At 64.2% G+C, this 22,393-nt stretch carries 21 protein-coding genes and 1 pseudogene; 5 read left to right on the forward strand and 17 right to left on the reverse strand.

Features of this window, described 5'->3' with window-relative positions; genetic code table 11:
* Positions 1-98 precede the first annotated feature (98 nt).
* Positions 99-866 (forward strand): alpha/beta hydrolase, encoded by a 768-nt coding sequence (locus ACNQOP_RS10065; protein ID WP_257368738.1) that lies wholly within the window; start codon positions 99-101, stop codon positions 864-866.
* Between the two features lie 72 nt (positions 867-938).
* On the opposite strand, the gene ACNQOP_RS10070 is transcribed toward ACNQOP_RS10065, so the two are convergent.
* Positions 939-2,240 carry an ABC transporter substrate-binding protein gene (locus ACNQOP_RS10070; protein WP_416404370.1) on the reverse strand — a complete coding sequence of 434 codons (1,302 nt, stop codon included), beginning with the start codon at positions 2,238-2,240 and terminating at the stop codon, positions 939-941.
* 110 nt (positions 2,241-2,350) lie between these two features.
* Between ACNQOP_RS10070 and ACNQOP_RS10075 the strand changes: the two genes are divergently transcribed.
* Positions 2,351-3,277 carry a glycoside hydrolase family 43 protein gene (locus tag ACNQOP_RS10075; RefSeq protein ID WP_416404371.1) on the forward strand — a complete coding sequence of 309 codons (927 nt, stop codon included), beginning with the start codon at positions 2,351-2,353 and terminating at the stop codon, positions 3,275-3,277.
* Between the two features lie 109 nt (positions 3,278-3,386).
* On the forward strand, positions 3,387-5,480 hold the full coding sequence (locus ACNQOP_RS10080) for a hypothetical protein (protein ID WP_416404398.1): 2,094 nt from the start codon (positions 3,387-3,389) through the stop codon (positions 5,478-5,480).
* 15 nt (positions 5,481-5,495) lie between these two features.
* Here the strand turns inward: ACNQOP_RS10080 and ACNQOP_RS10085 are convergent, their stop codons facing one another.
* The 14 genes from ACNQOP_RS10085 to glyA form a co-directional block, all read right to left on the reverse strand.
* Complete coding sequence (locus ACNQOP_RS10085) at positions 5,496-5,648, reverse strand: DUF1269 domain-containing protein (protein ID WP_235519229.1); 153 nt, start codon at positions 5,646-5,648, stop codon at positions 5,496-5,498.
* A 26-nt stretch (positions 5,649-5,674) separates the two neighbouring features.
* Entirely contained in the window at positions 5,675-6,760 is a 1,086-nt protein-coding gene (locus ACNQOP_RS10090; RefSeq protein ID WP_416404372.1) for a YihY/virulence factor BrkB family protein, read from the reverse strand.
* Entirely contained in the window at positions 6,687-7,364 is a 678-nt protein-coding gene (locus ACNQOP_RS10095; protein ID WP_235519223.1) for a 2'-5' RNA ligase family protein, read from the reverse strand. The genes ACNQOP_RS10090 and ACNQOP_RS10095 overlap by 74 nt, the downstream gene beginning before the upstream one ends.
* A gap of 4 nt (positions 7,365-7,368) precedes the next feature.
* Complete coding sequence (trpS, locus tag ACNQOP_RS10100) at positions 7,369-8,481, reverse strand: tryptophan--tRNA ligase (protein ID WP_235519221.1); 1,113 nt, start codon at positions 8,479-8,481, stop codon at positions 7,369-7,371.
* 21 nt (positions 8,482-8,502) lie between these two features.
* Positions 8,503-9,336 carry an exodeoxyribonuclease III gene (locus ACNQOP_RS10105; protein ID WP_416404373.1) on the reverse strand — a complete coding sequence of 278 codons (834 nt, stop codon included), beginning with the start codon at positions 9,334-9,336 and terminating at the stop codon, positions 8,503-8,505.
* Between the two features lie 10 nt (positions 9,337-9,346).
* The gene (locus ACNQOP_RS10110; protein ID WP_235519219.1) at positions 9,347-9,913 is read right to left on the reverse strand and encodes a hypothetical protein; all 567 of its coding nucleotides are present in this window, start codon (positions 9,911-9,913) and stop codon (positions 9,347-9,349) included.
* Positions 9,914-9,979: 66 nt separating this feature from the next.
* Positions 9,980-10,813 (reverse strand): ABC transporter permease, encoded by an 834-nt coding sequence (locus tag ACNQOP_RS10115; RefSeq protein WP_235519218.1) that lies wholly within the window; start codon positions 10,811-10,813, stop codon positions 9,980-9,982.
* On the reverse strand, positions 10,810-11,673 hold the full coding sequence (locus ACNQOP_RS10120; protein WP_416404374.1) for an ABC transporter permease: 864 nt from the start codon (positions 11,671-11,673) through the stop codon (positions 10,810-10,812). Before ACNQOP_RS10120 ends, ACNQOP_RS10115 begins: the two co-directional genes overlap by 4 nt.
* On the reverse strand, positions 11,666-12,595 hold the full coding sequence (locus tag ACNQOP_RS10125) for an ABC transporter ATP-binding protein (RefSeq protein ID WP_257368742.1): 930 nt from the start codon (positions 12,593-12,595) through the stop codon (positions 11,666-11,668). Before ACNQOP_RS10125 ends, ACNQOP_RS10120 begins: the two co-directional genes overlap by 8 nt.
* Positions 12,596-12,756: 161 nt before the next feature.
* A complete protein-coding gene (locus ACNQOP_RS10130; RefSeq protein WP_416404375.1) occupies positions 12,757-13,077 on the reverse strand; it encodes an SHOCT domain-containing protein in 321 nt (106 codons plus the stop codon).
* Positions 13,078-13,227: 150 nt separating this feature from the next.
* Positions 13,228-13,893 carry a response regulator transcription factor gene (locus ACNQOP_RS10135; protein WP_257368743.1) on the reverse strand — a complete coding sequence of 222 codons (666 nt, stop codon included), beginning with the start codon at positions 13,891-13,893 and terminating at the stop codon, positions 13,228-13,230.
* Positions 13,890-15,068 (reverse strand): sensor histidine kinase, encoded by a 1,179-nt coding sequence (locus ACNQOP_RS10140; RefSeq protein WP_416404376.1) that lies wholly within the window; start codon positions 15,066-15,068, stop codon positions 13,890-13,892. The genes ACNQOP_RS10135 and ACNQOP_RS10140 overlap by 4 nt, the downstream gene beginning before the upstream one ends.
* 116 nt (positions 15,069-15,184) lie before the next feature.
* A complete protein-coding gene (locus ACNQOP_RS10145) occupies positions 15,185-16,078 on the reverse strand; it encodes a bifunctional methylenetetrahydrofolate dehydrogenase/methenyltetrahydrofolate cyclohydrolase (RefSeq protein WP_416404377.1) in 894 nt (297 codons plus the stop codon).
* Between the two features lie 131 nt (positions 16,079-16,209).
* Positions 16,210-17,505, reverse strand: a complete 1,296-nt coding sequence (glyA, locus tag ACNQOP_RS10150; protein WP_416404378.1) for a serine hydroxymethyltransferase — start codon at positions 17,503-17,505, stop codon at positions 16,210-16,212.
* A gap of 235 nt (positions 17,506-17,740) precedes the next feature.
* Between glyA and purU the strand changes: the two genes are divergently transcribed.
* Both purU and ACNQOP_RS10160 read left to right on the forward strand, forming a co-directional pair.
* Positions 17,741-18,592, forward strand: coding sequence for a formyltetrahydrofolate deformylase (purU, locus tag ACNQOP_RS10155; protein WP_257368747.1), 852 nt, complete (start codon positions 17,741-17,743; stop codon positions 18,590-18,592).
* A gap of 30 nt (positions 18,593-18,622) precedes the next feature.
* Positions 18,623-19,141, forward strand: a complete 519-nt coding sequence (locus tag ACNQOP_RS10160; protein WP_416404379.1) for a gamma carbonic anhydrase family protein — start codon at positions 18,623-18,625, stop codon at positions 19,139-19,141.
* Positions 19,142-19,213: 72 nt separating this feature from the next.
* On the opposite strand, the gene ACNQOP_RS10165 is transcribed toward ACNQOP_RS10160, so the two are convergent.
* Both ACNQOP_RS10165 and ACNQOP_RS10170 read right to left on the reverse strand, forming a co-directional pair.
* Positions 19,214-20,911, reverse strand: a complete 1,698-nt coding sequence (locus ACNQOP_RS10165; RefSeq protein WP_257368749.1) for a flavin monoamine oxidase family protein — start codon at positions 20,909-20,911, stop codon at positions 19,214-19,216.
* Positions 20,908-22,337 (reverse strand): annotated as a pseudogene (locus tag ACNQOP_RS10170) (amino acid permease). Before ACNQOP_RS10170 ends, ACNQOP_RS10165 begins: the two are co-directional and overlap by 4 nt.
* Positions 22,338-22,393 lie beyond the last annotated feature (56 nt).

Below are 22,393 nucleotides of genomic sequence, written 5' to 3' on the forward strand. Positions count from 1 at the left end.
ACAGCACGACGACGGCGCCGCTCACCCCACATGGTGACCGGCGCCGTCGTCGTTAATCACCGTCAGCAAACCGGTTATCGCACCACAAGGAGACCAGCGTGTCACGCTCTGAGAAGATCAGTTTCACCGGAAGCACCGGCGACACGCTGGCCGGCATCGTGGATGTCCCTGAGGGCCCCGTCCGCGGTTGGGGCCTTTACTCGCACGGCCTGACCCTTGGCAAGGACAGCCCCGCCGCCTCGCGCATCTGCAAGGGCCTTGCTGAGCAGGGAATCGGGATGCTGCGCTTCGACAACCTTGGCCTGGGTGGATCCGAGGGAGAGTGGTCTGCGGGCTCGTTCAGCGTCAAGGTGGCTGACACGATCCTGGCCGCCGGGTTCATGCGCGAACAGGGCCGCTCGATTTCGTTGCTGGTAGGCCACTCCTTCGGCGGTGCCGCTGTCCTGGCCGCGGCCCGCGATATCCCCGGGCTCAACGCAGTGGTGACCGTTGGTGCCCCCTACGAGCCCAAGCACGTCGAGCACATGTTCGACGCCGAGATCGAATCGATCCTGCGCGATGGCAGTGCCGTGGTGGATCTGGGCGGACGGCCCATGGAGGTCCGCAGGCACTTCGTGGAGGACGTGGAGCGGGCCGACCTGCGCGACTGCATCCGGACCCTCCACAAGCCGCTCATGGTGATGCACTCCCCCACCGACAACACGGTGGGGATCGATAACGCCAGCGAGATTTTCCGCACCGCCCGGCACCCCCGCAGCTTCATTTCCCTGGAGGGCAGCGAACACCTGCTCACCGGGAAGGGCCAAGCAGCACGGGTTGCACGAATCATTGCCGCGTGGGCCGACCCCTACCTGGAAGTCTCCTAAAGCAACGCGGGGTCACTTGTGGCCCATGCTCCACCCCTGGACGGGCCAAAAGTGACCCCGCGTTGCTCTTGGCTACTTGCCGATGGCGGCTTTGCTTTCGCTGAGCCACTGTTCCGCAGCCTTCTCGGGAGTGAGCCGCTTGAACAGGACATCGGTGTTGATGCGGGCCGTGATCTCGGAGACCGCCGTTGAACCGGTGGGACCGATGAACGTCGGCGCGAACTCCATCTTGCCGATCTGGTCGATGTACGCTGCCTCGGTCTTGCCCTGTGGCGTCAGGAGATCCTGAATGGCGGTACGCATGCCGGCATTGCTGGGCACACCGCGGTCGCTTTGAACGATCTTAGCCGCGGCCTCGTTGTTGACCAGAAAATTGACCAGTTTGGCTGCTGCATCAGTGTGCTTGCTGCGGGCGGAGATGGTGTAGAACTGCGAGGACTGAAGCCAGATGCCGGGAGTGGGCGTCTCACCCGGCAGCTTGAGCAGTTTCAGCTCGGCACCGGAGGCTTTGCTCAGCGCAGTCAGCGAATTGCTCCAAGTGAGCATCATCCCGGCCTGCCCCATGCCCATGAGCGTCTGCTCGGTGCTGACATTGAGTTTCTCAACGGTCTCCGATGCGCTGGGGGCTGCACCTGATTCGCTGAGCTTCAGGGAGTAATCGAAGTAGGCCTGAACCGTGTCCTTGTCCAAGCCAAGCTGGCCGTCCTGCGTGTAAAGCGACTTGCCGCGCTGCCGGGCGAAGGCGTCCAGTGAATCGTGGGTCAGGACGGTGGCTGTGCCGTAGGTTCCCTTCGGGCTCTTATCGGTAATGTCCTTCGCGGTCTTGGCGAAATCGTCCCAGGTCCACTTGCTGTCATCCGGGAGTGCGACCCCGGCGGCCTGGAACACTGCCGGATTGACCACGATGGCCAGCGCATTGGCCCCTGTGGACACCCCGTACTGCGCGCCCTTGACCTGGCCATTCTCCAGGGCACCCGGGTCCAGTTTAGAGAGGTCCAGGGAATCCTTGACCTTGGACAGGTCCAGCAGCGCTCCCCTGTTTGCGTATTCGGCGGGGTACGCTCCACCCATGGTAATGACGTCGGGAGCGTCGTTTGCAGCTACCTGGGTTGCGAGCTTGTCGAAGTAACCGCTGATATCGCCGTATTCGGGCTTCACCTTGATGTTGGGGTTGGCGGCCTCGAACTCCTTGACGGCTTTGCTGGTGATGTCCGCCCGGGTTGCGTTGCCCCACCAGGAGAACCTGATTTCCACTGGGCCATTCTCCGGCTGGTTTGAGGACGGGCTGGAGCAGGCCGCAGTGAGGCCCATCAGGCCGAGAGCGGCGACGAAGGCGATGGATTTTTGGATGATACGGAGAGATTTACGCGCCATTGGGTAAGCTTCTTTCAGACTCAAGAAAACGGTTCCTGAAACGTATCAAGGCGGTGTATATTCGTCAATAGTTTGGGGCATGAACTATATCTGCAGCAGAGGAAACCACCGTGTCGCACAGCTTGGATGACATCCAAATCAGGGATCCATTCGTACTAACACTGCCCGCCTCCGGGCGTTATCTGCTCTTTGGCAGTACCGACCGGAACATCTGGTCCGGCCAGGCAACGGGTTTCGATTGCTACGGGAGCCGTGACCTGATCCACTGGGAGGGACCAGTGGCAGCCTTCCGCCCGTCCCCCGGATTCTGGAGCCAAGAACAGTACTGGGCCCCCGAAGTGCACCAGTATCAAGGCCGGTACTTCATGTTTGCCACATTCATTGCACCCGGCCGGCTCCGTGGAACCCAGGTTCTTGCCGCGGAAGCGCCGGAAGGACCGTTCGAACCGTGGAGCGACGGTCCGCTCACTCCGGCAAACTGGCAGTGCCTGGACGGGACCCTCCACGTGGACCAGCAAGGGACGCCGTGGATGGTCTTCTGCCACGAATGGAAGCAGGTGCATGACGGCGCCATGATGGCCCAGCGCCTCAGCCCGGACCTGCGGACCGCCGAGGGCGTGCCGGTGTTCCTTTTCAGCGCCTCGGAAGCGCCATGGTCCCGGGCCTTGGATGTTCCGTCCGCAAAGGACCGGGAGTTTCCTGTCCATGTCACCGATGGCCCGTTCTTGTTCCGGCTCAGCAGCGGCAAACTGATCATGCTGTGGTCCAGCTTCGGTGACAACGGCTATGCCATGGGCATAGCCCGCAGCACCTCCGGGACTGTGCTTGGCCCATGGATCCAGGAGGAAGAACCACTGTGGAACACCGACGGCGGCCACGGCATGATCGGACGCAGGCTCGACGGCGGCTTGTTCCTTACCCTCCACCAACCCAACAAGACTCCGTATGAGCGGGCCGCATTCTTCCCACTGCGGGAAATTGAAGACACCGTTGTCCTCCAACCAGCAACCCAGGAACGGGATCCGCACCGTGCGTAACAACCAACCCATCGACCGCGAGAAACTCGTCCGGCGCCACAACGTCCGGCAGCACCAGCTCGACCCGCGCAGCCCTGTATCCGTCGGCAACGGCGAATTCGCCTTCACCATGGACCTGACCGGCTTGCAGTCGTTTCCGGGCGCCTATCCCGTTGGCGCACGCGACGAGCTGCCACCGGGGACCCTGCTGGGGACCCAAGCGCAGTGGGGCTGGCACTCCGTTCCCTCCGAGCAGCCGCACGACCTTGCAGGTTCCACCGTCATGTATGACTCACCACGGGGTCCTGTCCCCTACGTGGACATGGTGGGCGACATCGTCAACGACCGGGAAACAGGCACATCAGAGGCAGAAAACTGGTTGCGGGCCAACGCACACCGGTTGGACTTGGGCCGCATCGGACTGCGCTGGCTGGATCACGGCACTGAACGCCCGCTGGACCAGGCGGACATCACAGACGCCGAGCAAACGCTGGACCTGTGGACAGGCGTGGTGACCAGTCGCTTCACACTGGCCGGTTACCCCGTCAAAATCACGACGGCGTGCCACCCGTACCGCGACGAAGTCGCCTTCCGCATTGAGTCGCCCGCCCTCCGGTCCGGCCTGGTAATAGGCGTGGACTTCCCTTACGGTTCCGAAGCTTGGCATGACGCCGCTGACTGGACCAGGCCGGACGCACATTCCACCGTTGTGGGCGTGCCCATGTCCTCTGCCGATGACCAAGGGACGACCGTTTGGCCGGTCTTCCGTGCACTGGACAACTCCCGGTACCGGGCGTTGATCACCGGGCAAAGTCTGGGAGTTGAACAGACAGGGCAACACACTATCCGTGTGTCCGCGGAGGACAGGGATCCGGGAGCTCCAGACGTGCTGGACTTCGCCGTCTTTTTCACCCCTTCCGGAGACGGCGACTGCATTCCACGTGGCTCTATCCGCTCAACCCCAGCGGCACCCCAGCCCGGCCTCCAAGCGGCGGCGGGATACGGCGTCGTGCTTTCAACTGCTGGAATCGTCATCGCTGCCTCCGCGCAGTATTGGCCGCAGTTCTGGTCCTCCGGCGGCGCCTTGGAACTGGAGGCCACGGACGATCCCCGGGCGAAGGAACTGGAACGCAGGATTGTGTTGTCGCAATACCTGACAGCGGTCAACTGCGCTGGTTCCTTGCCTCCGCAGGAAACAGGGCTGGTGTGCAACTCGTGGCGTGGCCGCTTCCACCTGGAAATGCATTGGTGGCATGCCGCGCATTTCGCGCACTGGAACCGGGTGGAGCTGCTCCTGCCGTCCCTGCGGTGGTACTCCACAGTCCTGGACAGCGCTCGGCAGACCGCCAAGGCACAGGGTTTGGACGGCGTGCGATGGCCCAAGCAGGTGGGTCCGGACGGCCGGGAAAGCCCCAGCACCATTGGCACCTTCCTCATCTGGCAGCAGCCACACCCGATTTATCTCGCAGAGCTGGTGTACAGGGCCAACCCCAGCCGCGAGGTGCTGGAGGAGTTCGCGGAGATTGTTTTCGAGTCGGCCGCCTTCATGGCCAGCTTCGCGCATCCCACGTCCCGCGGCTTTGAATTGGGTCCTCCACTCGTGCCGGCCCAGGAAAGCTACGGCTCCATCAGGGCTACGGTCGCCAACCCCACCTTCGAGTTGGCGTACTGGCAGTGGGGGCTCAGAACAGCTGCCGCTTGGCGGGAGAGGTTGGGCCTGGAACCGGTGGAGGAATGGTCGGTGGTAGCGGACGGCATGGTCAAGCCACGGGTGATCGACGACGTGTACGCGGCCATCGACGTCGAGCCGTTCACCATCCGCACCGACCACCCCTCCATGTTGTGCGCACTCGGCGTCCTCCCGCAGACGGACGTGATTGATCCAGCGACCATGCGGGCAACCCTGACGGCTGTGCTTGCCGACTGGGATTGGGGCAGCACGTGGGGCTGGGACTACCCCGTGATGGCCATGACGGCTGCGCGGCTGGAGGACCCGGAAGCTGCGGTGGACGCACTCCTGCTGGACGCCGGGAAGAACACGTTCCTCGCCAATGGACACAACCGCCAAACCGACTCCCTGCCGTTGTATCTTCCCGGCAACGGCGGATTGTTGGCTGCAGTAGCTTTGATGGCAGCGGGTTGGGACAACGGACCTGAGCAGCACGCCCCGGGATTCCCTTCGGACTGGACCGTGAAGTGGGAGGGACTGGCCAAGGCCCCGTAGCCTCCCGCGTTGCTTTTAGTTGCGGCGGGGACCCACGGCGGCACCCACGAGAGCCCCCAGCCCTACACCGATGAGGATGCCCAGGAAAGGTGAGTTGAAGATCAGCTGCCCAACGACGAGACCTGCCGCAGCACCGACGAGACAGGCGATCCACAGCTGGTTGTTCATACGCGCCTCCCGGGGCCAGAAAAGAGTCAGGTACGGGGCGCTACGCGGCGCGAACCGAGGACCTTCTTGCGGGGCCCCTCCCCCGATTCGGCATCAGCCTCGCGGATGGCCGCCCACGACGCCGAAACAAGGTAAACCTGGCTCACCAGGTTGAACCAGATCAGCAGGCCGATGATGATGGCGAAGGACGCCAGGACGGGATTGTTCCCGGACCGGGCAAGGAGCTCGGTGCTGAAGAACTGGAGGACGGTGGTTCCGACCCCGGCCAGCGCCACCCCTTCGAGGAAGGCCTGGCGCCCCAACTTCAGGCCAGCGGCGACACGGAACAGTACTGCCGCCGTCGCGCAGTTCAAAAGGAGCGGAACCACGATCTTGACGGTGGCGGCGATGGGCGCTGCCACCTCCTCGTTTAGCTTCAGCAAGCCGATGAACCAGTCCGCCGCGGTTCCAAAGATCAGCGAGGCTCCGGCGCTGATCACCAGGATGACGCCGAGGAGCAGGAGCGTACCGGCGTCGATGGCCTTCTGCAGGAGCACATTTCGCACCAGGGGGCCAGCGTTCAAAACCCCCCGAAGACCTTCCCTGACACTGGCAATCCAACCCAGGGACGTGAAAATGGTGACCGCCGCCGCGATGAGCGCCGTCCACCCCAGCCCGGACGGGTTGAGCAGCGTCTGTGGATCCACCAGCCCTTTACCGCCGTCGACCTGCAGGAGCCCTGGAGCGGCGGCGGCCACGCTGCTGATGACGGCGTCTTCAAGGACCGGATTGCCGCCCAGGACGATTCCGGCGATCGCGAAACCGGTAGTGAGGAGACCTGTCACCGAAAAGAACATGTTGAAGCCAATGCCCGCGCTGAGCAAAGGCCCGTGCTGCCGCGAGTAATGCTGGAACGAGCGCATGGCGCGGTTGGTGTTCAGCCTGGCCATGAAAACGGCGAAGAATGCACCTGCCCTGGCCGGGAAGCCCGCGCCGGAGCGCTTGGCGTGGCCTAATTCCTGCCGTTTATGCAGAAGCTCCAGTTTGAGCTTGGCCAGCTCAGTTGGCAGCGGAGGAGCGTCCGCCGCCGTGGCTTGGATCCGCTTGCTGTTCCTCGTCAGTATCGCCGCCAAAGTCGAGCTCTTCCCGTAGCTGCCATATTCCATTGGTGTCGTGTTCGTAAAGTCCCATGCTAACCACTGGGAACGTCGCCCGGTAATCCCTGAGCACCGTTTCGGCCTCATCAAGGTTCTTCTGGGCGACGTCGTGGGCCACCGTGACGTGCGGGTGGTACGGGAAGGGAAGCATCCGCTCAAGCGGGCCGCTTTGCAGCTTCTCGTGCAGCTGCACGCACTCCTCAAAGCCCTCTTCGACGTTGACGAACACCACGGGCGAGACGGGCCGGAAGGAACCAGTACCCGAGATGGTGATGTTGAACGGTTCCTGCGTTTTGGCGACCGCCCGCACGTGCTCGCGGGTTGCTGCCCAGTCCTGGGTGGGCGTGGTGGTGATCAGGGTGATGTGCGCAGGAATGACAGCCGCCATGGGATCACCGAACGATGCCCGCCATTCCTGGAGCTCCTGGGCGATCTCAGGCGGGAAGCCGAGAATCACGCCCACGCACATGGTGTCACCGGCACCACAATCGGCGCCGGTGACAGCCGGCTGGCGAGAATCGTCCGGACCGACACCCTTCCGGGCGTCGGTCTCGACGTTGAGCTGGCCAGCAGAGCACATGGGCTTAGCGGACTCCCTGCTCGCCGTGTACGGCGTCTCCGCGGTACGGCAGGAAGCCGACCTTGGAATAGACATCGGCCAGGGTGGCTGAGGCGATCCCGCGGGCCTTGTCCGCGCCGAGGGCCAACAGGCGGTCCAGTTCTGCCGGGTCCGCCAGGAGCTCGTTGGCCCGTTCCCGGATGGGTGCGAGGTGGGTGGAGACGAGCTCGGCGAGGTCCACCTTGAGGTGGCCGTACATCTTGCCCTGGTAGTCGGCCACGATCTTTTCCACGGGTGTGCCGCTGATGGCCGAGTAGATGGTCAGCAGGTTGGAAACACCAGGCTTGTTTTCGCGGTCGTAGCGGATCTCGGTTTCGGTATCCGTGACAGCGGACTTGATGCGCTTGGCCACTGTCTTGGGATCGTCCAGGAGGTTGATCAGCCCGGCCGGTGATTCGGCAGACTTGGACATCTTGGCCGTGGGGTTCTGGAGGTCGTAGATTTTGGCCGATTCCTTCTGGATGAAGGCTTCGGGCACCTGGAACGTCTCGCCAAACCGGCTGTTGAAGCGGTTCGCGAGGTCGCGGCTCAGCTCCACGTGCTGGCGCTGGTCTTCACCGACGGGCACGCCGTGCGGCTGGTAGAGCAGGATGTCCGCGGCCTGCAGGATGGGATACGTGAACAGGCCAACGCTCGCGTGGTCCGAGCCCTGCTTTTGTGCCTTGTCCTTGAACTGGGTCATGCGGGCGGCTTCACCCATGCCCGTGATGCAGTTCAGGACCCAGGCCAGCTGGGCGTGCTCGGGAACCTGGGACTGGACGAACAACGTGCACTTGTCCACGTCCACGCCGCCTGCAATGTACTGCGCGGCCGTAACACGGGTGCGGCGGGCCAGCTCGGCCGGATCCTGCGGCACGGTGATGGCGTGGAGGTCCGGAATGAAGAACACGGCGTCGTACTCGTCCTGCATCCGGACCCAGTTGACCAAGGCACCCAGGTAGTTGCCCAGGTGCAAGGAGTCAGCGGACGGCTGCATGCCTGAGAGAACGCGGTGCTTGGCGCCAACGGCCAGCTTGGTGGACGCTGCGGCGCGTTCTGTGGCGGCGGTGCCGGTTTCAGTCGTGATGGAACTGGTCATGGAGAAAATACCTTCGGAAGCTCAGAGCCGGTAGTCGACTACCAGCGGTGCGTGGTCAGAGAAGCGGGTGTCCCACGAAGGCGCCCGGTCAACAACGGCCGAGAAAGCGGCTGCTGCAAGGCCCGGGGTGGCCAGGTGGTAGTCGATGCGCCAGCCAGTGTCAGTGTCAAAGGCCTTACCGCGCTGGGACCACCAGGTGTAGGGGCCGGCGACATTTCCTGCCAGGCCCCTGTGGACATCCCTCCATCCGATCTCTTCGCCGAGGAAGCGGTCGAAGTATGCCCGTTCCTCGGGGAGGAAGCCGGCACGCTTGACGTTGCCCTTCCAGTTCTTGATGTCGAGTTCTGTGTGTCCGACGTTGAGGTCGCCAACCACCAAGGCATGATCGCTGTGCTTGGCGAGCTCGGGCAGCCTGACGGTCATGGCATCCAGGAAACGGAATTTGTCGTCCTGCTTGGGCGTCCCCACTTCGCCGGAGTGCACGTAGGCGCTGACGACGGAAAGAGTGGTGAAGTCGCCGGCAGCGGTCTGCACGGTGTAATCCGCCTCGACCCAACGGCCTGAGGTATCGAAATAGGAGTCGCCGATCCCGATGCGGGTAGCTGTGGGCTCCTGGCGGGAGGCGATGGCTACTCCGGCCCGGCCCTTGGCTTCAGCCTCGGTGTGGAGGATGTGCCACCCCTCGCCGATCAGCTTCCTGACGATGTCATCAGGGGCCCGCACTTCCTGCAAGCACAGGATGTCAACCTCGCGGGGCTCCAGCCATTCCGCCATGCCGTTCTTGTAGGCAGCCCGCAGGCCATTGACGTTGACTGATGCGATGCGAAGGAAATCCTTCTTCAATGCCGTACTCACCCGGTCCACTCTAGTCGATGATGGTTCCGGCTACGGGCTCCTCCGAGCCACCTGGGGACTTGATCATGTCCCGGGCGTTGGTGGCCGTGATGGCGATGGTTTCCAGTGCCCGGTTGATGGTGTCCTGGTCCGCAGCGGCTCCCTTGGCGCGTTCCTCGTCCACCACACGCACTTGCACCTGGACGATCTTGAAGGAGTGGTCCAACTTGAGGTCGCGGACTTCGTCTGCCTGGCTGCGTTCAGCGACAACGCGGGTGCCGCCATTGTCAGCAACACCCGACGACGGCGCGCGGCCGGTTGCGGAGTTGAATGCCGCTTGCGCTTCGCTCAGCTTCGCCCCGGCCCGCTGCGCGGCCTTGCGAATGCTCAGGACTACGAAGGTGGCCAGTGCCAGCCAGCCGAAGGCCACTGCGGCGACGACCCAGCCCACGACGTCGTTCTTGTTGGCCGCGAAGATGACGGCCACCAGGAAGGCGATGATGACGACAGTCATCCCCAGGCCGCCGATGCGGAAGCCCTTGAACATGCCTTTGCCGGCGGGGGACGTGGACGGGCGCGGGTCACCGAGAGATTGCATGGCTCTATTCTCTCAAAAGACCAATGGTGCCTGTGCCGGCTTCCACGGACGGCGAACACAGAGGCGTCATTTGAGGAACAGTTGGCGCAGCCGTCCGGTGGTCAACATGATCCCGAGCCCGATCATCACCACGTAATACCCCACGTGGATGGCCGTGGCAGGGCTGAACGAGCCCACGCTGATCTGCCGCAGCAACTCCACGCCGTGCCACAGGGGCATGGCTTGGATGAACCACTGGATGACCTGCGGGTAGACGCTCAGCGGGTAGAACGTGGCACTGAACAGGAACATGGGCAGCAGGAAGAAGTTGATCCAGTCCATCTGCTGGAAGGTCTTCATGAAACTGGTAATACCCATGCCGAAACTGGCAAAGCCGAAAGCGATCAACACCGATGCCGGGATGACCAGGATGGCCCACCAACTGGTAAGCAGCCCCATGACCCCCATGACGGCGGTGAACCCGGTAGCGTACAGCAGGCCCCGCAGCAGGGCCAGGAAGATCTCGCCGATGGCAACGTCCAGCGGCCCCAGCGATGTGTAGAGCATCCCCTGGTAGAGCTTGGCGAAGTTCATCTTGAAGAACACGTTCCAGGTGGAATCGTAGATGGCCCCGTTCATGGCCGAGACCGCCAGCAGGGCGGGCGCAATGTACGCCGCGTAGCTGATCTCTCCGCCTCCCGGGCCCTGCACGGTACCCACAATGGAACCCATCCCCACGCCCATGGCCAGCAGGAACAGCACCGGCTCGAAGAACCCGGACACCATCACCAGCCAAGTGCTCGACTTGGCCGCCATGAGCCCGCGTCCCACAACGGCCCGTGCGTTGCGGGAGTAGAGCGAGCCGAACTTCCGCTCGCGCGCAAGATCCGTGGCGCTGTGGCCGCCTGTCAGGACACTCATGAGCCCATCCTTTTCACGAACTGGCGTCGGACAAGGACCCATCCAATGATGGCTGTCGCCAGCAGGAACACGACGTGCGTGATGGTCAGCAACGGGTCCTGGTCCATGCCGTAAGTGAAGACCCTGCCCAACTCCGTTCCATGCCAAACCGGCGAGATCCACCCGATCCAGCGGACGGCCAACGGCAGGGTATCAAGCGGGAAGAACGTGCCCGAGAAAAGGAACAACGGCATCACGATGAACCGCTGGACCAAGGCGAACTGCCCCTTGTCCTGGGTGATACTCGCGGCGTAGGCCATCAGCGGCAGGCCGAAGGACAGTGCCGCCACTGTTGCCACGATGGCCGATACCCAACCCCACGGACTTGGGGACGCACCGAACAGGGCCACCACCACGAAGTAGACCACCGATTGCAGCAGGAACCGGACCGTGCTGGCCATGATGTGGCCACTGGCGATCTGTTGCGGAATCAACGGCGAAGCGTGGGGGCCGTAGAACACCCGGCGCCATTTGAAGCCGTCCATAATGGGGTACGAGAACTCCCCCGACGCCGTCATCACCGCCGCGGAGACCAACAGGGCCGGCGCCACGAATTCGAGGTAGCTGACGCCGCCGAAGGCCGCCTCGCTGTTGGCGTCCACCAAGCTGGCGAGCCCAACCCCCATGGCGAACAGGTACGCCACCGGCTGGCCTACGCTGTAAAGGACCACGGACCAGCCGTAATTGCGCATGACGCGCAGAACCTGTTCCGCATAGAAGAAGGAACCCCAGCGTCGTGCCCTGGCAGCCGAAACCTCAGGTGAGTGGGCCAGCAACGGCTGCGCCGCCGTCGTGAGCGGTTTACCCGGTGAGTCAGTCAACAAGGCTCCTTCCGGTCAGCCGCAGGAACACGTCCTCCAGCGATGAACGGCGCACCAGCGACGTCATGGGCCGCAGCCCACGCGACGTGACCTGCTCCAACGCGGCCTCGCCGTCGTGCGCGTAGATGAGCACGCGGTCGGGCAGCGTCTCCAGCCGCTCACCGATGCCTTGGAGTTCGACGCCGATTGTTGCGTTCCGCTCGGACCCGAACCTGAGTTCGAGTACTTCGCGCGAGGAGTGCTCGCGGATCAGGTTGGCCGGCGACCCTTCGGCCATGATCCGTCCCTTGTCCACCACGATCAGCCGGTCGCAGAGTTGCTCGGCCTCGTCCATGTAGTGCGTGGTGAGGATCAGCGTCACTCCACTCTCCTTGAGCCGGAAAAGCCTGTCCCAAAGGATGTGGCGGGCCTGCGGGTCAAGGCCTGTGGTGGGCTCATCGAGGAGGAGGATCCGTGGCTCGTTGATGAGCGACCGCGCGATGGTGAGCCGCCTTTTCATGCCACCGGACAGCGCATCCACCTTCGAGTTGGCTTTGTCCGTCAGCTGCGCGAATTCCAGGAGCTCGTCGGCTTTGGGCCGCAGGTAGCTCAGCGGGAGTCCGAAGTAGCGCCCGTACACGATCAGGTTTTCGCGGACCCGTAGTTCCTCGTCCAGGTTGTCCTGCTGCGGGACCACGCCCAGGTGCGCCCTCACCTCCGGGCCATGCGACTCGGGGTCCAGGCCCATGATGTTGAGCGAGCCGGAGGTGCGCTGGGAGACGCCGCCGATCATCTTCATGGTTGTGGACTTCCCGGCACCGTTGGGCCCCAGAAGGCCGAAGGACTCCCCCGCGGGTACGTCGAAGGAGATGTTGTCCACGGCGGTGAGGTCACCATAGGCCTTGGTGAGGTTCCGGGCGCTGATGACGGTTTGCGGGTTCATGTCGGGGTTGGTTCGCGACGATTCTGATGGTGTCAGGGACTGTGTCGAGGAGCGGATGGCTTCATTGTGCACCCTCAGCAGACTAGTAGCGCCAGGGAATATGTGAAAGGGCTCTTGCAGATATTCCTGCAAGAGCCCTCTCGTTTCAGTTGGCCGGCCAGTCAACTGCCCGGCTGCGAGCGCAACACCTCCAGCCGCTGGCGGAACTCGGTCTCATCGATCTCGCCGCGGGCATAGCGCTCCCGCAGCACCCCCTCGGCGCCTTGGGTTGCGGCCCAGTGGTGGTTGCGGCGCCACGTCCGCCGGCCCACAAAGATGAACAGGCAGATCACGATGATCCAGAACAGCGGGAAGATGATGAAGAACGGCCAGAACGGTCCGTCGCCCCACGGTCCGTGGGTGGCGACGGCGGCCGGCAACTGTGCCACCGCTCCCCCAAGCGTGGTGGTCTCCCCGACGATTGACGTCAATGCGGTGAACATGTCTTTGATCCAAACTCTGCGTCGCCGGTGCCCGGCGTGAACCGTCTTTCGGCTCTGGTTCGAGTCTGCCCGGGAGCGGCAGGTGGGGCGTCCGCCGTCGGGAGTCACCTTGCCCCGGCCGCCTACTCCCGGCGGAGTCCCGCCAGGTGGTCAGCTGCTCCAGCCCGGTTTCACCAAGCCTGATTCGTAGGCAAGGACTACCAGCTGGGACCTGTCGCGGACCATCAGCTTGGTCATGATGCGCGAAACATGGGTCTTGGCGGTGAGCGGTGTGATGAAGAGGCGTTCGGCGATTTCGGCGTTGTTCAGGCCCTCGCCCACCAGGGCCAGGACCTCGCGTTCGCGCTCGGTCACCTGGTCCAGCGGGACCACCTTGCCGGCAGCGCGGCTTTGGGACGCCAACTGGGCCATGATCCGCCGGGTCACCGACGGGGAGAGCAGCGCGTCTCCATCGTGCACCACCCGGACGGCCCGGATGAGCTCAGCCGGTTCCGTGTCCTTGACCAGGAAGCCTGCGGCGCCGGCCCGCACGGCTTCGGCAATGTACTCGTCCAGCTCGAAGGTGGTGAGGATGATGATGCGCGTGCCGGCCATGGCAGGGTCGCCCAGGATTGTGCGGGTGGCGGTGAGGCCGTCGTCGTCCGGCATGCGGATGTCCATGAGGATGACGTCGGGCCTGTCCCGGGCCGCGGCGCGGACAGCCTCGCGGCCGGTGCCTGCCTCACCCACCACCTCCATGTCCGGTTCGGCATCCAGGAGCGCCCGGAAGCCCGCCCGGATGAGGGTCTGGTCGTCGGCCAGGAGGATGCGGATCATGGGCGGGTTCCTTCGTGATGTGTCGGCAAGGTCGCTTGGACTCGCAAGCCCGGCTCAAGGCTGTGAAGCGTGAACGAGCCGCCCAAGGCGACCGCCCTCTCACGCATGCCCGTGAGGCCGTTGCCGGGGAGCGCGCCACCCATGCCCGCGCCGTCGTCGTCAATGGTCACCTCCAGCTCCCTGTCGGTTTGGGCAATGCGTACGACGGCGGACCGGGCGCCTGAGTGCCTGCCGACGTTGGTGAGTGCTTCCTGGATGATCCGGTAGGCGGCTTCCTGCTGGGCGGGGCCAACACCTGGGTGGTCGGCATTGTCCTCCAACGTGACCCGAAGACCACCGACCTGCGCGTTTCGCACCAACTCGGGGACACGGGCCAACGTGGGCCGTGCGGCGGGAGCCAGCGGGACGTCCTCGCGCAGCACGCCCAGGAGCTGGCGTACCTCGGTGAGTGACTCTTTACTGGCGGCCTTGATGGCCTCGAGGGCCGGCCTGAGCTTCTCCGGATCATCAGCACCGACGTGCAGGGCCACGGATGCTTGGACGTTGATCATGGAAAGGGAATGGGCCACGACATCGTGGATATCCCGGGCCAGGGTGAGCCTGTACTCGTCGCGTTCCGCCTTCTGCGCTTCCTCGCGGCGCCGACGATATTCGGCGAACCGTTCGCTCCGCCGTCGGAAGCCCTGCCCCAACAGGACCAGGATCGCGGCCCAAGCGACGCCCGCGGACGCACGCACCGGCCAGTTCTCGTCGCCCGTCATTGCCGACCCGGCGACGACCGCCGCAGCCGCGATTGCGGCGCCTGCCCACGCCTGCCACCGCAGTCCGGCAGCTGCCGTGAGCACGATTGCCAGCGCCAAGGACAAAACGATCGGCCCCCAGGCGTAACCCAACACCAAATAGGCCCCGGTGGCGACGAGCGCGAGCGGAAGCATCACCTGGGGCGCACGTTTCCGGATGGCCAACCCGGCCGGGCCGGCCAGGAGCAGCAGGACCCCCAGCCCGTCCAAAGGCCGGGGCGCATCCTGGTGGCCTGCAGAAAACAGCGTCCCCACAATCTGGACCACAGCGACCGTGATGACAATGAAACTTGTGGGCGGGCCTGCGAAACGGCGGGGGCCGGCGATGGGCGGTGGCCCCGGACGCCGTGTGGGCTCAGGGGAACGGGGCTGCATACTCAGAGCCTAGCCGTGGTTGTTGTGTGGCGTCGTCGGGTTAACGGAGCAGGGCGCCGACACCGGGGGGGGTAGGCGCCCTGCTGCGTTCGCGGGAACGCTGTGCTCGCGGAACCCTAGGCGATTCCGGCCTGGCGTTCGGCGCTCTCCACCACGTTGGCGAGGAGCATGGCCCGGGTCATCGGGCCCACGCCACCCGGGTTCGGGGACAACCAGGCCGCGACGTCGGCAGCTGCCGGGTCCACGTCTCCGGTGACAACAGCCTTGCCGTTGCCGTCGTCCACGCGGCTGACGCCGACGTCGAGCACTATTGCGCCCGGCTTAAGGTCTTCGGCCTTGATCATGTGCGGCACACCGGCGGCAGCGATCACGACGTCGGCCTGCTTGATTTCAGCGGGCAGGTCCACGGTCCCGGTGTGGGCGAGGATGACGGTTGCGTTGACTTCCTTGCGGGTCAGCAGCAACCCGATCGGGCGGCCGATGGTGACACCGCGGCCGACCACCAGGACGCGCTTGCCCTTGAGTTCGATGTTGTGGCGGCGCAGCAGTTCCACACAGCCCTTGGGGGTGCAGGGCAGCGGGGACTTCATCTCGCCGTTGACGTTGGCCACCAGGCGGCCGAGGTTCATGGGGTGCAGGCCGTCGGCGTCCTTGTTCGGATCCATGGCCTCCAGGATGACGTCCTGGTCGATGTGCTTGGGCAGCGGAAGCTGGACGATGTAGCCGGTGCATTCCGGGTTGTCGTTGAGCTCGCGGACAACCTCCAGCAGGTCCTCCTGGGAGATATCCTCAGGAAGGTCGCGGCGGATGGACTGGATGCCAACCTCGGCGCAGTCCTTGTGCTTGCCCCCCACGTACCAGGTGCTGCCGGGGTCGGAACCCACCAGGATGGTGCCCAGGCCCGGAACAATTCCCTTGGCAGCGAGGACGGAAACGCGGGTGGTCAGTTCTGCCTTGATGGCTGCGGCGGTGGCCTTGCCGTCGAGGATCTGTGCGGTGGACTGTGTCATTCCATCTGCTCTTTCTGGTGGGTGACCTGTTGGCTCATGCCAACGGGACCCACCGCCGAAGATATGGCGGCGGATCCCGTCGGCTCCGGTTCAATGCCCGGGTAATGCGTGTTCAGCCTTAAAGGGGCTGGTTACCACTGCTCGTGCTGCGGGTACAGCGGGAAATCGGCGGCGAGCTTGTCGACGCGAGCCTGGAGGGCTTCTACGTCCGTAGCCGAGCCGGCCTTGAGCGCTGTGGCGATGATCTCCGCAACCTCGGTGAACTCAGTGGCACCGAAACCGCGGGTAGCCAGGGCGGGCGTACCGATGCGGAGGCCGGAGGTGACCATCGGCGGGCGGGGGTCGAACGGAACAGAGTTGCGGTTCACGGTGATGCCAGCCGAGTGCAGGAGGTCTTCGGCCTGCTGACCGTCCAACTGCGAGTTGCGCAGGTCAACCAGGACCAGGTGCACATCGGTGCCGCCAGTGAGCACCGAGACGCCGGCGTCGGCAACATCGGGCTGGTTCAGGCGGTCAGCGATGATCTTTGCGCCCTCGAGGACACGCTCCTGGCGCTCCTTGAACTCCTCGCCGCCGGCGATCTTGAACGCAACAGCCTTGGCTGCGATCACGTGCATGAGCGGGCCGCCCTGCTGGCCCGGGAAGACGCTGGAGTTGAGCTTCTTGGCCCACTCCTGCTTGCCCAGGATCACACCGGACCGAGGGCCGGCCAGGGTCTTGTGGACCGTGGAGGTGACGACGTCGGAGTACGGCACCGGGCTGGGGTGCAGTCCTGCTGCAACGAGGCCGGCGAAGTGCGCCATGTCCGTCCAGAGAAGCGCGCCAACCTCGTCGGCGATGGAGCGGAAAGCAGCGAAATCGAGGTGGCGGGGGTACGCGGACCAGCCGGCAATGATGACCTGCGGCTTCTCGGCGATGGCCTGCTCACGGAGCTTGTCCATGTCGATCCGGAAGTTGTCTTCTTCAACCTGGTATGCGGCTACGTTGTAGAGCTTGCCGGAGAAGTTCAGCTTCATGCCGTGGGTCAGGTGTCCACCGTGGGCCAGGGACAGGCCCAGGATCTTGTCGCCCGGGGTGATCATGGCCGAAAGGGCGGCGGCGTTGGCCTGAGCACCGGAGTGCGGCTGGACGTTCGCGTACTCTGCGCCGAAGAGTTCCTTGACGCGGTCGATGGCGAGCTGCTCGGCGACGTCGACGTATTCACAACCGCCGTAGTAGCGGCGGCCCGGGTAGCCCTCGGCGTACTTGTTGGTCAGGACAGAGCCCTGGGCTTCCATGACGGCGCGGGGAGCGAAGTTTTCGGACGCAATCATTTCCAGGGTGCCGCGCTGGCGGCCAAGTTCCTGGTTGAGGACTGCTGCGATCTCGGGATCGAGATCGGCGAGCGACTGGTTGCTGACAGACGCGGAAGTGGTTGTGGTAGTCACGGAGATCTCCTGGCTAGGCAACGGTGGTGCTACAGGTCAGGCTACCGGCAGCAGCATTCCCGCGTCCCGTAAATTACAGAGGGATTGGTCACGTGCGTGCAGCGGTAAGACATGACCCTCGGCCCAGGCGTACGATCCGTGGTCTTCATGATTGCCGCTCCCTGGTGGTAGTCCACCCAACGCCAGTTGCGACCCGTTAACAGTACAACAAGGCAGCACAGGTAGGCTTGATCGTGTGACTGAATCCACCGCTTTCGTAGTAACACTGTCCTGCCCTGACCGCCCCGGCATCGTTCATGCGGTAGCCGGCGCCTTGCTCGAGGCGGGATGCAACATCGCTGACTCCCAGCAATACGGAAGCCCCAGCACCGGCAACTTTTTCATGCGTGTGGAGGCAACGACGTCGAGCACGCAGGCGGAACTGACAGCCGCGCTGCAGCCGGTGGCTGAATCGTTCGGGATGACGTGGCAGATCAACCCCGTCGGGCAAAAGGTGCGCACCCTGATCCTGTGCTCCAAAGACGCCCACTGCCTGAACGACCTCCTGTTCGCACAACGCGCCGGAACGTTGCCCATTGAGATCCCGGCCATCGTGTCCAACCACCGTGACCTGGAGTCCCTTGCGGAGTTCTACGGCATCCCGTTCCACCACATTCCCGTGACGGCCGATACCAAGGCAGACGCCGAGGCCGCGCTGCTCAAGCTCATCGCCGAACACGATGTTGAACTCACGGTCCTGGCCCGTTACATGCAGATCCTCTCCAATGACCTGTGCAAGGAGCTGAACGGCCGGGCCATCAACATCCACCACTCCTTCCTCCCGTCCTTCAAGGGCGCCAAGCCTTACCACCAGGCCCATGCCCGCGGTGTGAAGATCATTGGCGCCACGGCCCACTATGTGACAGCCGACCTGGATGAGGGCCCGATCATCGAGCAGGAAGTCATCCGCGTTGACCACGCCCGTACGGCGGAGCAGTTCGTTCAGATGGGCCGGGACGTCGAGGGCCGTACGCTGGTGCAGGCGGTGCAGTGGCAGGCCGAACACCGCGTGCTGCTCGATGGCACCCGGACCGTAGTGTTCAACTAAGGGCCCGCCGCGCCCAACTAAGCTGGGCGCATGGCTCCTTCCTACACGTTCGCCGGGGACACCCCGGACATCCATGAATCTGCTTTTGTGGCACCCACTGCGTCCATCATTGGCAAGGCCACGCTGGCCGAGGACTCCAGCGCCTTCTACGGCGTCTCCGTCCGCGCTGACACTGCCGCCATCAAGGTCGGCGCAGGGTCCAATCTGCAGGACAACGTAGTCCTCCACGCCGACCCCGGGTTCCCCTGCACCGTGGGCAAGCGCGTCTCCGTCGGCCACAGCGCTGTGGTCCATGGCTGCACTGTGGAGGACGACTGCCTGATTGGCATGAGCGCCACGATCCTGAATGGCGCCGTGATTGGTACCGGCTCCCTTATTGCCGCTGGTGCGGTGGTGTTGGAGGGCACGGTTATTCCCCCGCGCTCACTTGTGGCGGGTGTCCCGGCAAAGGTCCGGCGGGAACTGACGGACGACGAGTTTGAGGGCGTCAAGCACAACGCGGCCCACTACAAGGAACTCGCTGCGGCGCACCGGGAAATGCACGCTTAAATGACAAATGCGAGGCCCGCTCTACGCGCCAACCAAGGGTTTTGGTGCGTAAAGCGGGCCTCGCAACGGAACCTAATCCAGGCTGATCGGACCGAGCTCATCCAAGAGGTCACCCGGGCCCGGGTTGCCGGCAACGGACGAACCGCCGAGGTGGTTCACCACGCCCCACACAGCGTTGAGGCCGGTGGTCACAGCTCCTTCGGCCCAGCCCGCAGTGAAGGACACGTCATCCCCGGCAAGGAAGATGCCGCGCTGGTGCTCGGGCAACTTGTCCTGCTTGAAGTGCGTGAAAAGCCGCTGCTGGTACCGGTAGTGCCCGGGCAGGTTGGCTTTGAAGGCGCCCATGAAGTTGGGATCCGCCTCCCAAGACACGGTGATGGGTTGGCCAACGATGTGGCTCGCGATGTCCACGCCCGGGTAGATCTGCTCCAAGGAGTGCAGCATCAGCTTCACGCGTTCCTCGGCGCTGAGCGCCAGCCACTTCAGGGCATCGTCGTTCCAGGTGTAGGACAGGAGGATGACAGCGGGCTTGTCCGGGCCGTCGTCGAGCAGGTACGTGGCCCGGTTGAGGCGGTCGGTGAGCGTCATGGACAAAACTTCGCGCCCGGTCTCCGGGTCGATGTCCTTCCAGAACGGCCGGTCCACCATGACGAACGTCTTGGACGACTGCATGTAGTGCGAGCGCTCGATCGCCGTCCACAGCTCGGCCGGGAACAGCGCTTCCTCGGTGTGGATGCGCGTCGACAACAGCCACGACTGGCAGGTGGTCACTACGGCCTGGTACGTCGCTTCGCGTCCCCAGTTCTCCCGGACCAGGAGGTCGCCGTTTTCTGCGCGGCGGATGTTGTCCACCGCTCCGCGCGGCGAGCCGGAGTGCAAGGACGAAAGGGACGTTCCTTCCGGCCAGTGCTTAATGCCCGACGGCGCGTGGTTCCAAAGTGCCTCAGGGAGCCTTTGCGCTCCTCCCGCGATGGAGCGGTGCTGATCGTCGGCGTCGGTGTAAACAACCCGGAGGATTTCGAGGATGGAGTTGGGGAAGTCCGTGTCCCAGCCGCCGGTGCCGAAGCCCACCTGGCCGAACGCTTCACGGTGGGCGAAGCCGGCTTCCTTGAAGGACTTACTGGCAGCGATGAAGCCGTAGAAGGTCTGCTCGTCCAGTTCCGGCAGGAGCGCGTTCCACAGCTCCTTGATCCGCCGGGTGTCGCGGGCCTTGATGGCTTCCTGCATTTCGGCGAAGGCCGCGCCGTCGTTCACTGCGGCCTTCCAGGCATCGGCGACTTCGCGGAAGAACTCCGGCAGCTCATCAGCGGTGGTGGCGTAGTGCTTCTTGCCGGCGAGCTCAATGACGGTGCTGGACGTGGCCGGGGCCATGGGGTTGGGGAAGTCGTTGGTGTCCAGGCCCAGCAGGTCCACGTAGTGGTAGAACGCCTTACCCGAGACCGGGAAGCGCATGCCGCCAAGGTCGGCTGTGACGCCCGGGGCGGACGGGAAGCTGGCTGTCCTGAGACGGCCACCGATCTGGTCGGCCTCGTAGATGACCGGTTTGAGGCCGAGCTTCATCAGTTCGTAGGCAGTGACCAGTCCGGACAGGCCGGCACCGATGATGGCCACTTCGGTGCCGTACAGCTCTTCCGGAACGGAGCCCAGCCCGTCAGGGTGAGCCAGGTAGTGGTCGTAGCTGAAGGGGAAGTCCGGATTCAGCATGGTGATCGGTGCTTCTCCGGGCGCTCCGGCGTCATCGACGTGAGGGAGTTCGGTGGCAATGGTCATGGGTTGACTGCTTTCACAGGTTCCGGGCGGACGGCCCTGGTGGTCATTTCAGGTAGTCCTGCTCACTGAGCGCGGCTACCTTGGAGTTCCGGCGTCCATAGCCGAAGTAGATGGCGATGCCCACCAACATCCATACGCCGAATGTCACCCAGGTGTCGGCGCCGAGGTTGAGCATCAAGTATGCGCACATCAGGGTGCCAAGTATCGGCGTGATGGGGTACAGCGGAACCCGGAAGCTGCGCTCAAGGTCGGGGCGGTTGCGCCGGAGGTAGATGACGGCGACATTGACCAGGGCGAAAGCGAAGAGCGTGCCGATGCTGGTGGCGTCGGCCAGGGCCCCGAGCGGGACAAGCCCGGCGGTGAGGGCGACGACTGAGCCGATGATCAGGGTTCCGGCCACCGGGGTGCCGGTTCGGCGGGAGACGCGGCCAAAGACCTTGGGCACCATGCCATCGCGGGACATGGACAGCATGATGCGAGTCTGTCCGTAGAGGACGGTGAGAACGATGCTGGCGATCGCCAGGACGGCACCCACCGAGAAGACCAGTGCGATCCACGGCTGGCCGGTGATTTCGTGGAGGATCTGAACCAGTGCGGCTTCGGTCCCATCGAACCAGCCCCAGGGACGGGCTCCGATGGCGGCGACGGAAACCAGGACATAGATGCTGGTGACGATCACCATGGAGAGCAGGATGGCGCGGGGAAGGTCACGTTTGGGGTTCTTGGCTTCCTCGCCGGCGGTGGAGGCGGCATCAAAGCCGATGTAGGAGAAGAAGACGCTCGACGCTGCGGCAGAAACACCGGCTGCGCCCATGGGCATGAGCGGCTCGAAGTTCCCTGCGTTGAAGGCAGTGAAGGCCACAGCGCAGAAGAAGATCAGGATACCCACCTTGATGATGACGATTGTGGTGTTGATCCAGGCGCTTTCCCGTGCACCCCGCACCAGCAGGATCATGGCAAGCACCACGATGATCAGCGCGGGGAGGTTGAGAACGCCCCCATCGCCCGGGGGCTGGCTGATGGCATCAGGCAGGACCTGCCCAAACGCTGCCAACGTCTCATTGACGTACTGCCCCGCACCCACGGCTACAGCTGCGACAGAGACCGCATACTCCAGCACCAGGCACCACCCGCAAATCCAGGCCATGCCCTCACCCATGGTGGCGTAGGAATAGGAATAGCTGGATCCTGCCACGGGGACGAGGCCGGCCATTTCGGCGTACGAAACAGCCGAGAGGAGCGCGGCCACGCCGGCGATGACGAAGGAGATCCAAATGGCCGGTCCCGCCAGCGGCACGGATTCACCCAGGATCACGAGGATGCCGGTGCCAAGCGTGGCACCAACACTGATCATGGTCAGCTGGAGTACGCCGAAGCTGCGGACCAACGGCGTACCGCCCTCGCCGCCTCCGGCTTCATCGACCATCTGGCCGATGGGCTTGCGGCGCAGGAGCTGCGCACCGAGGCTCGGCCTCGTCACGC

Source organism: Arthrobacter sp. LFS091 (genome assembly GCF_047977885.1).
In the GTDB taxonomy this organism is placed as follows: Bacteria; Actinomycetota; Actinomycetes; order Actinomycetales; family Micrococcaceae; genus Arthrobacter.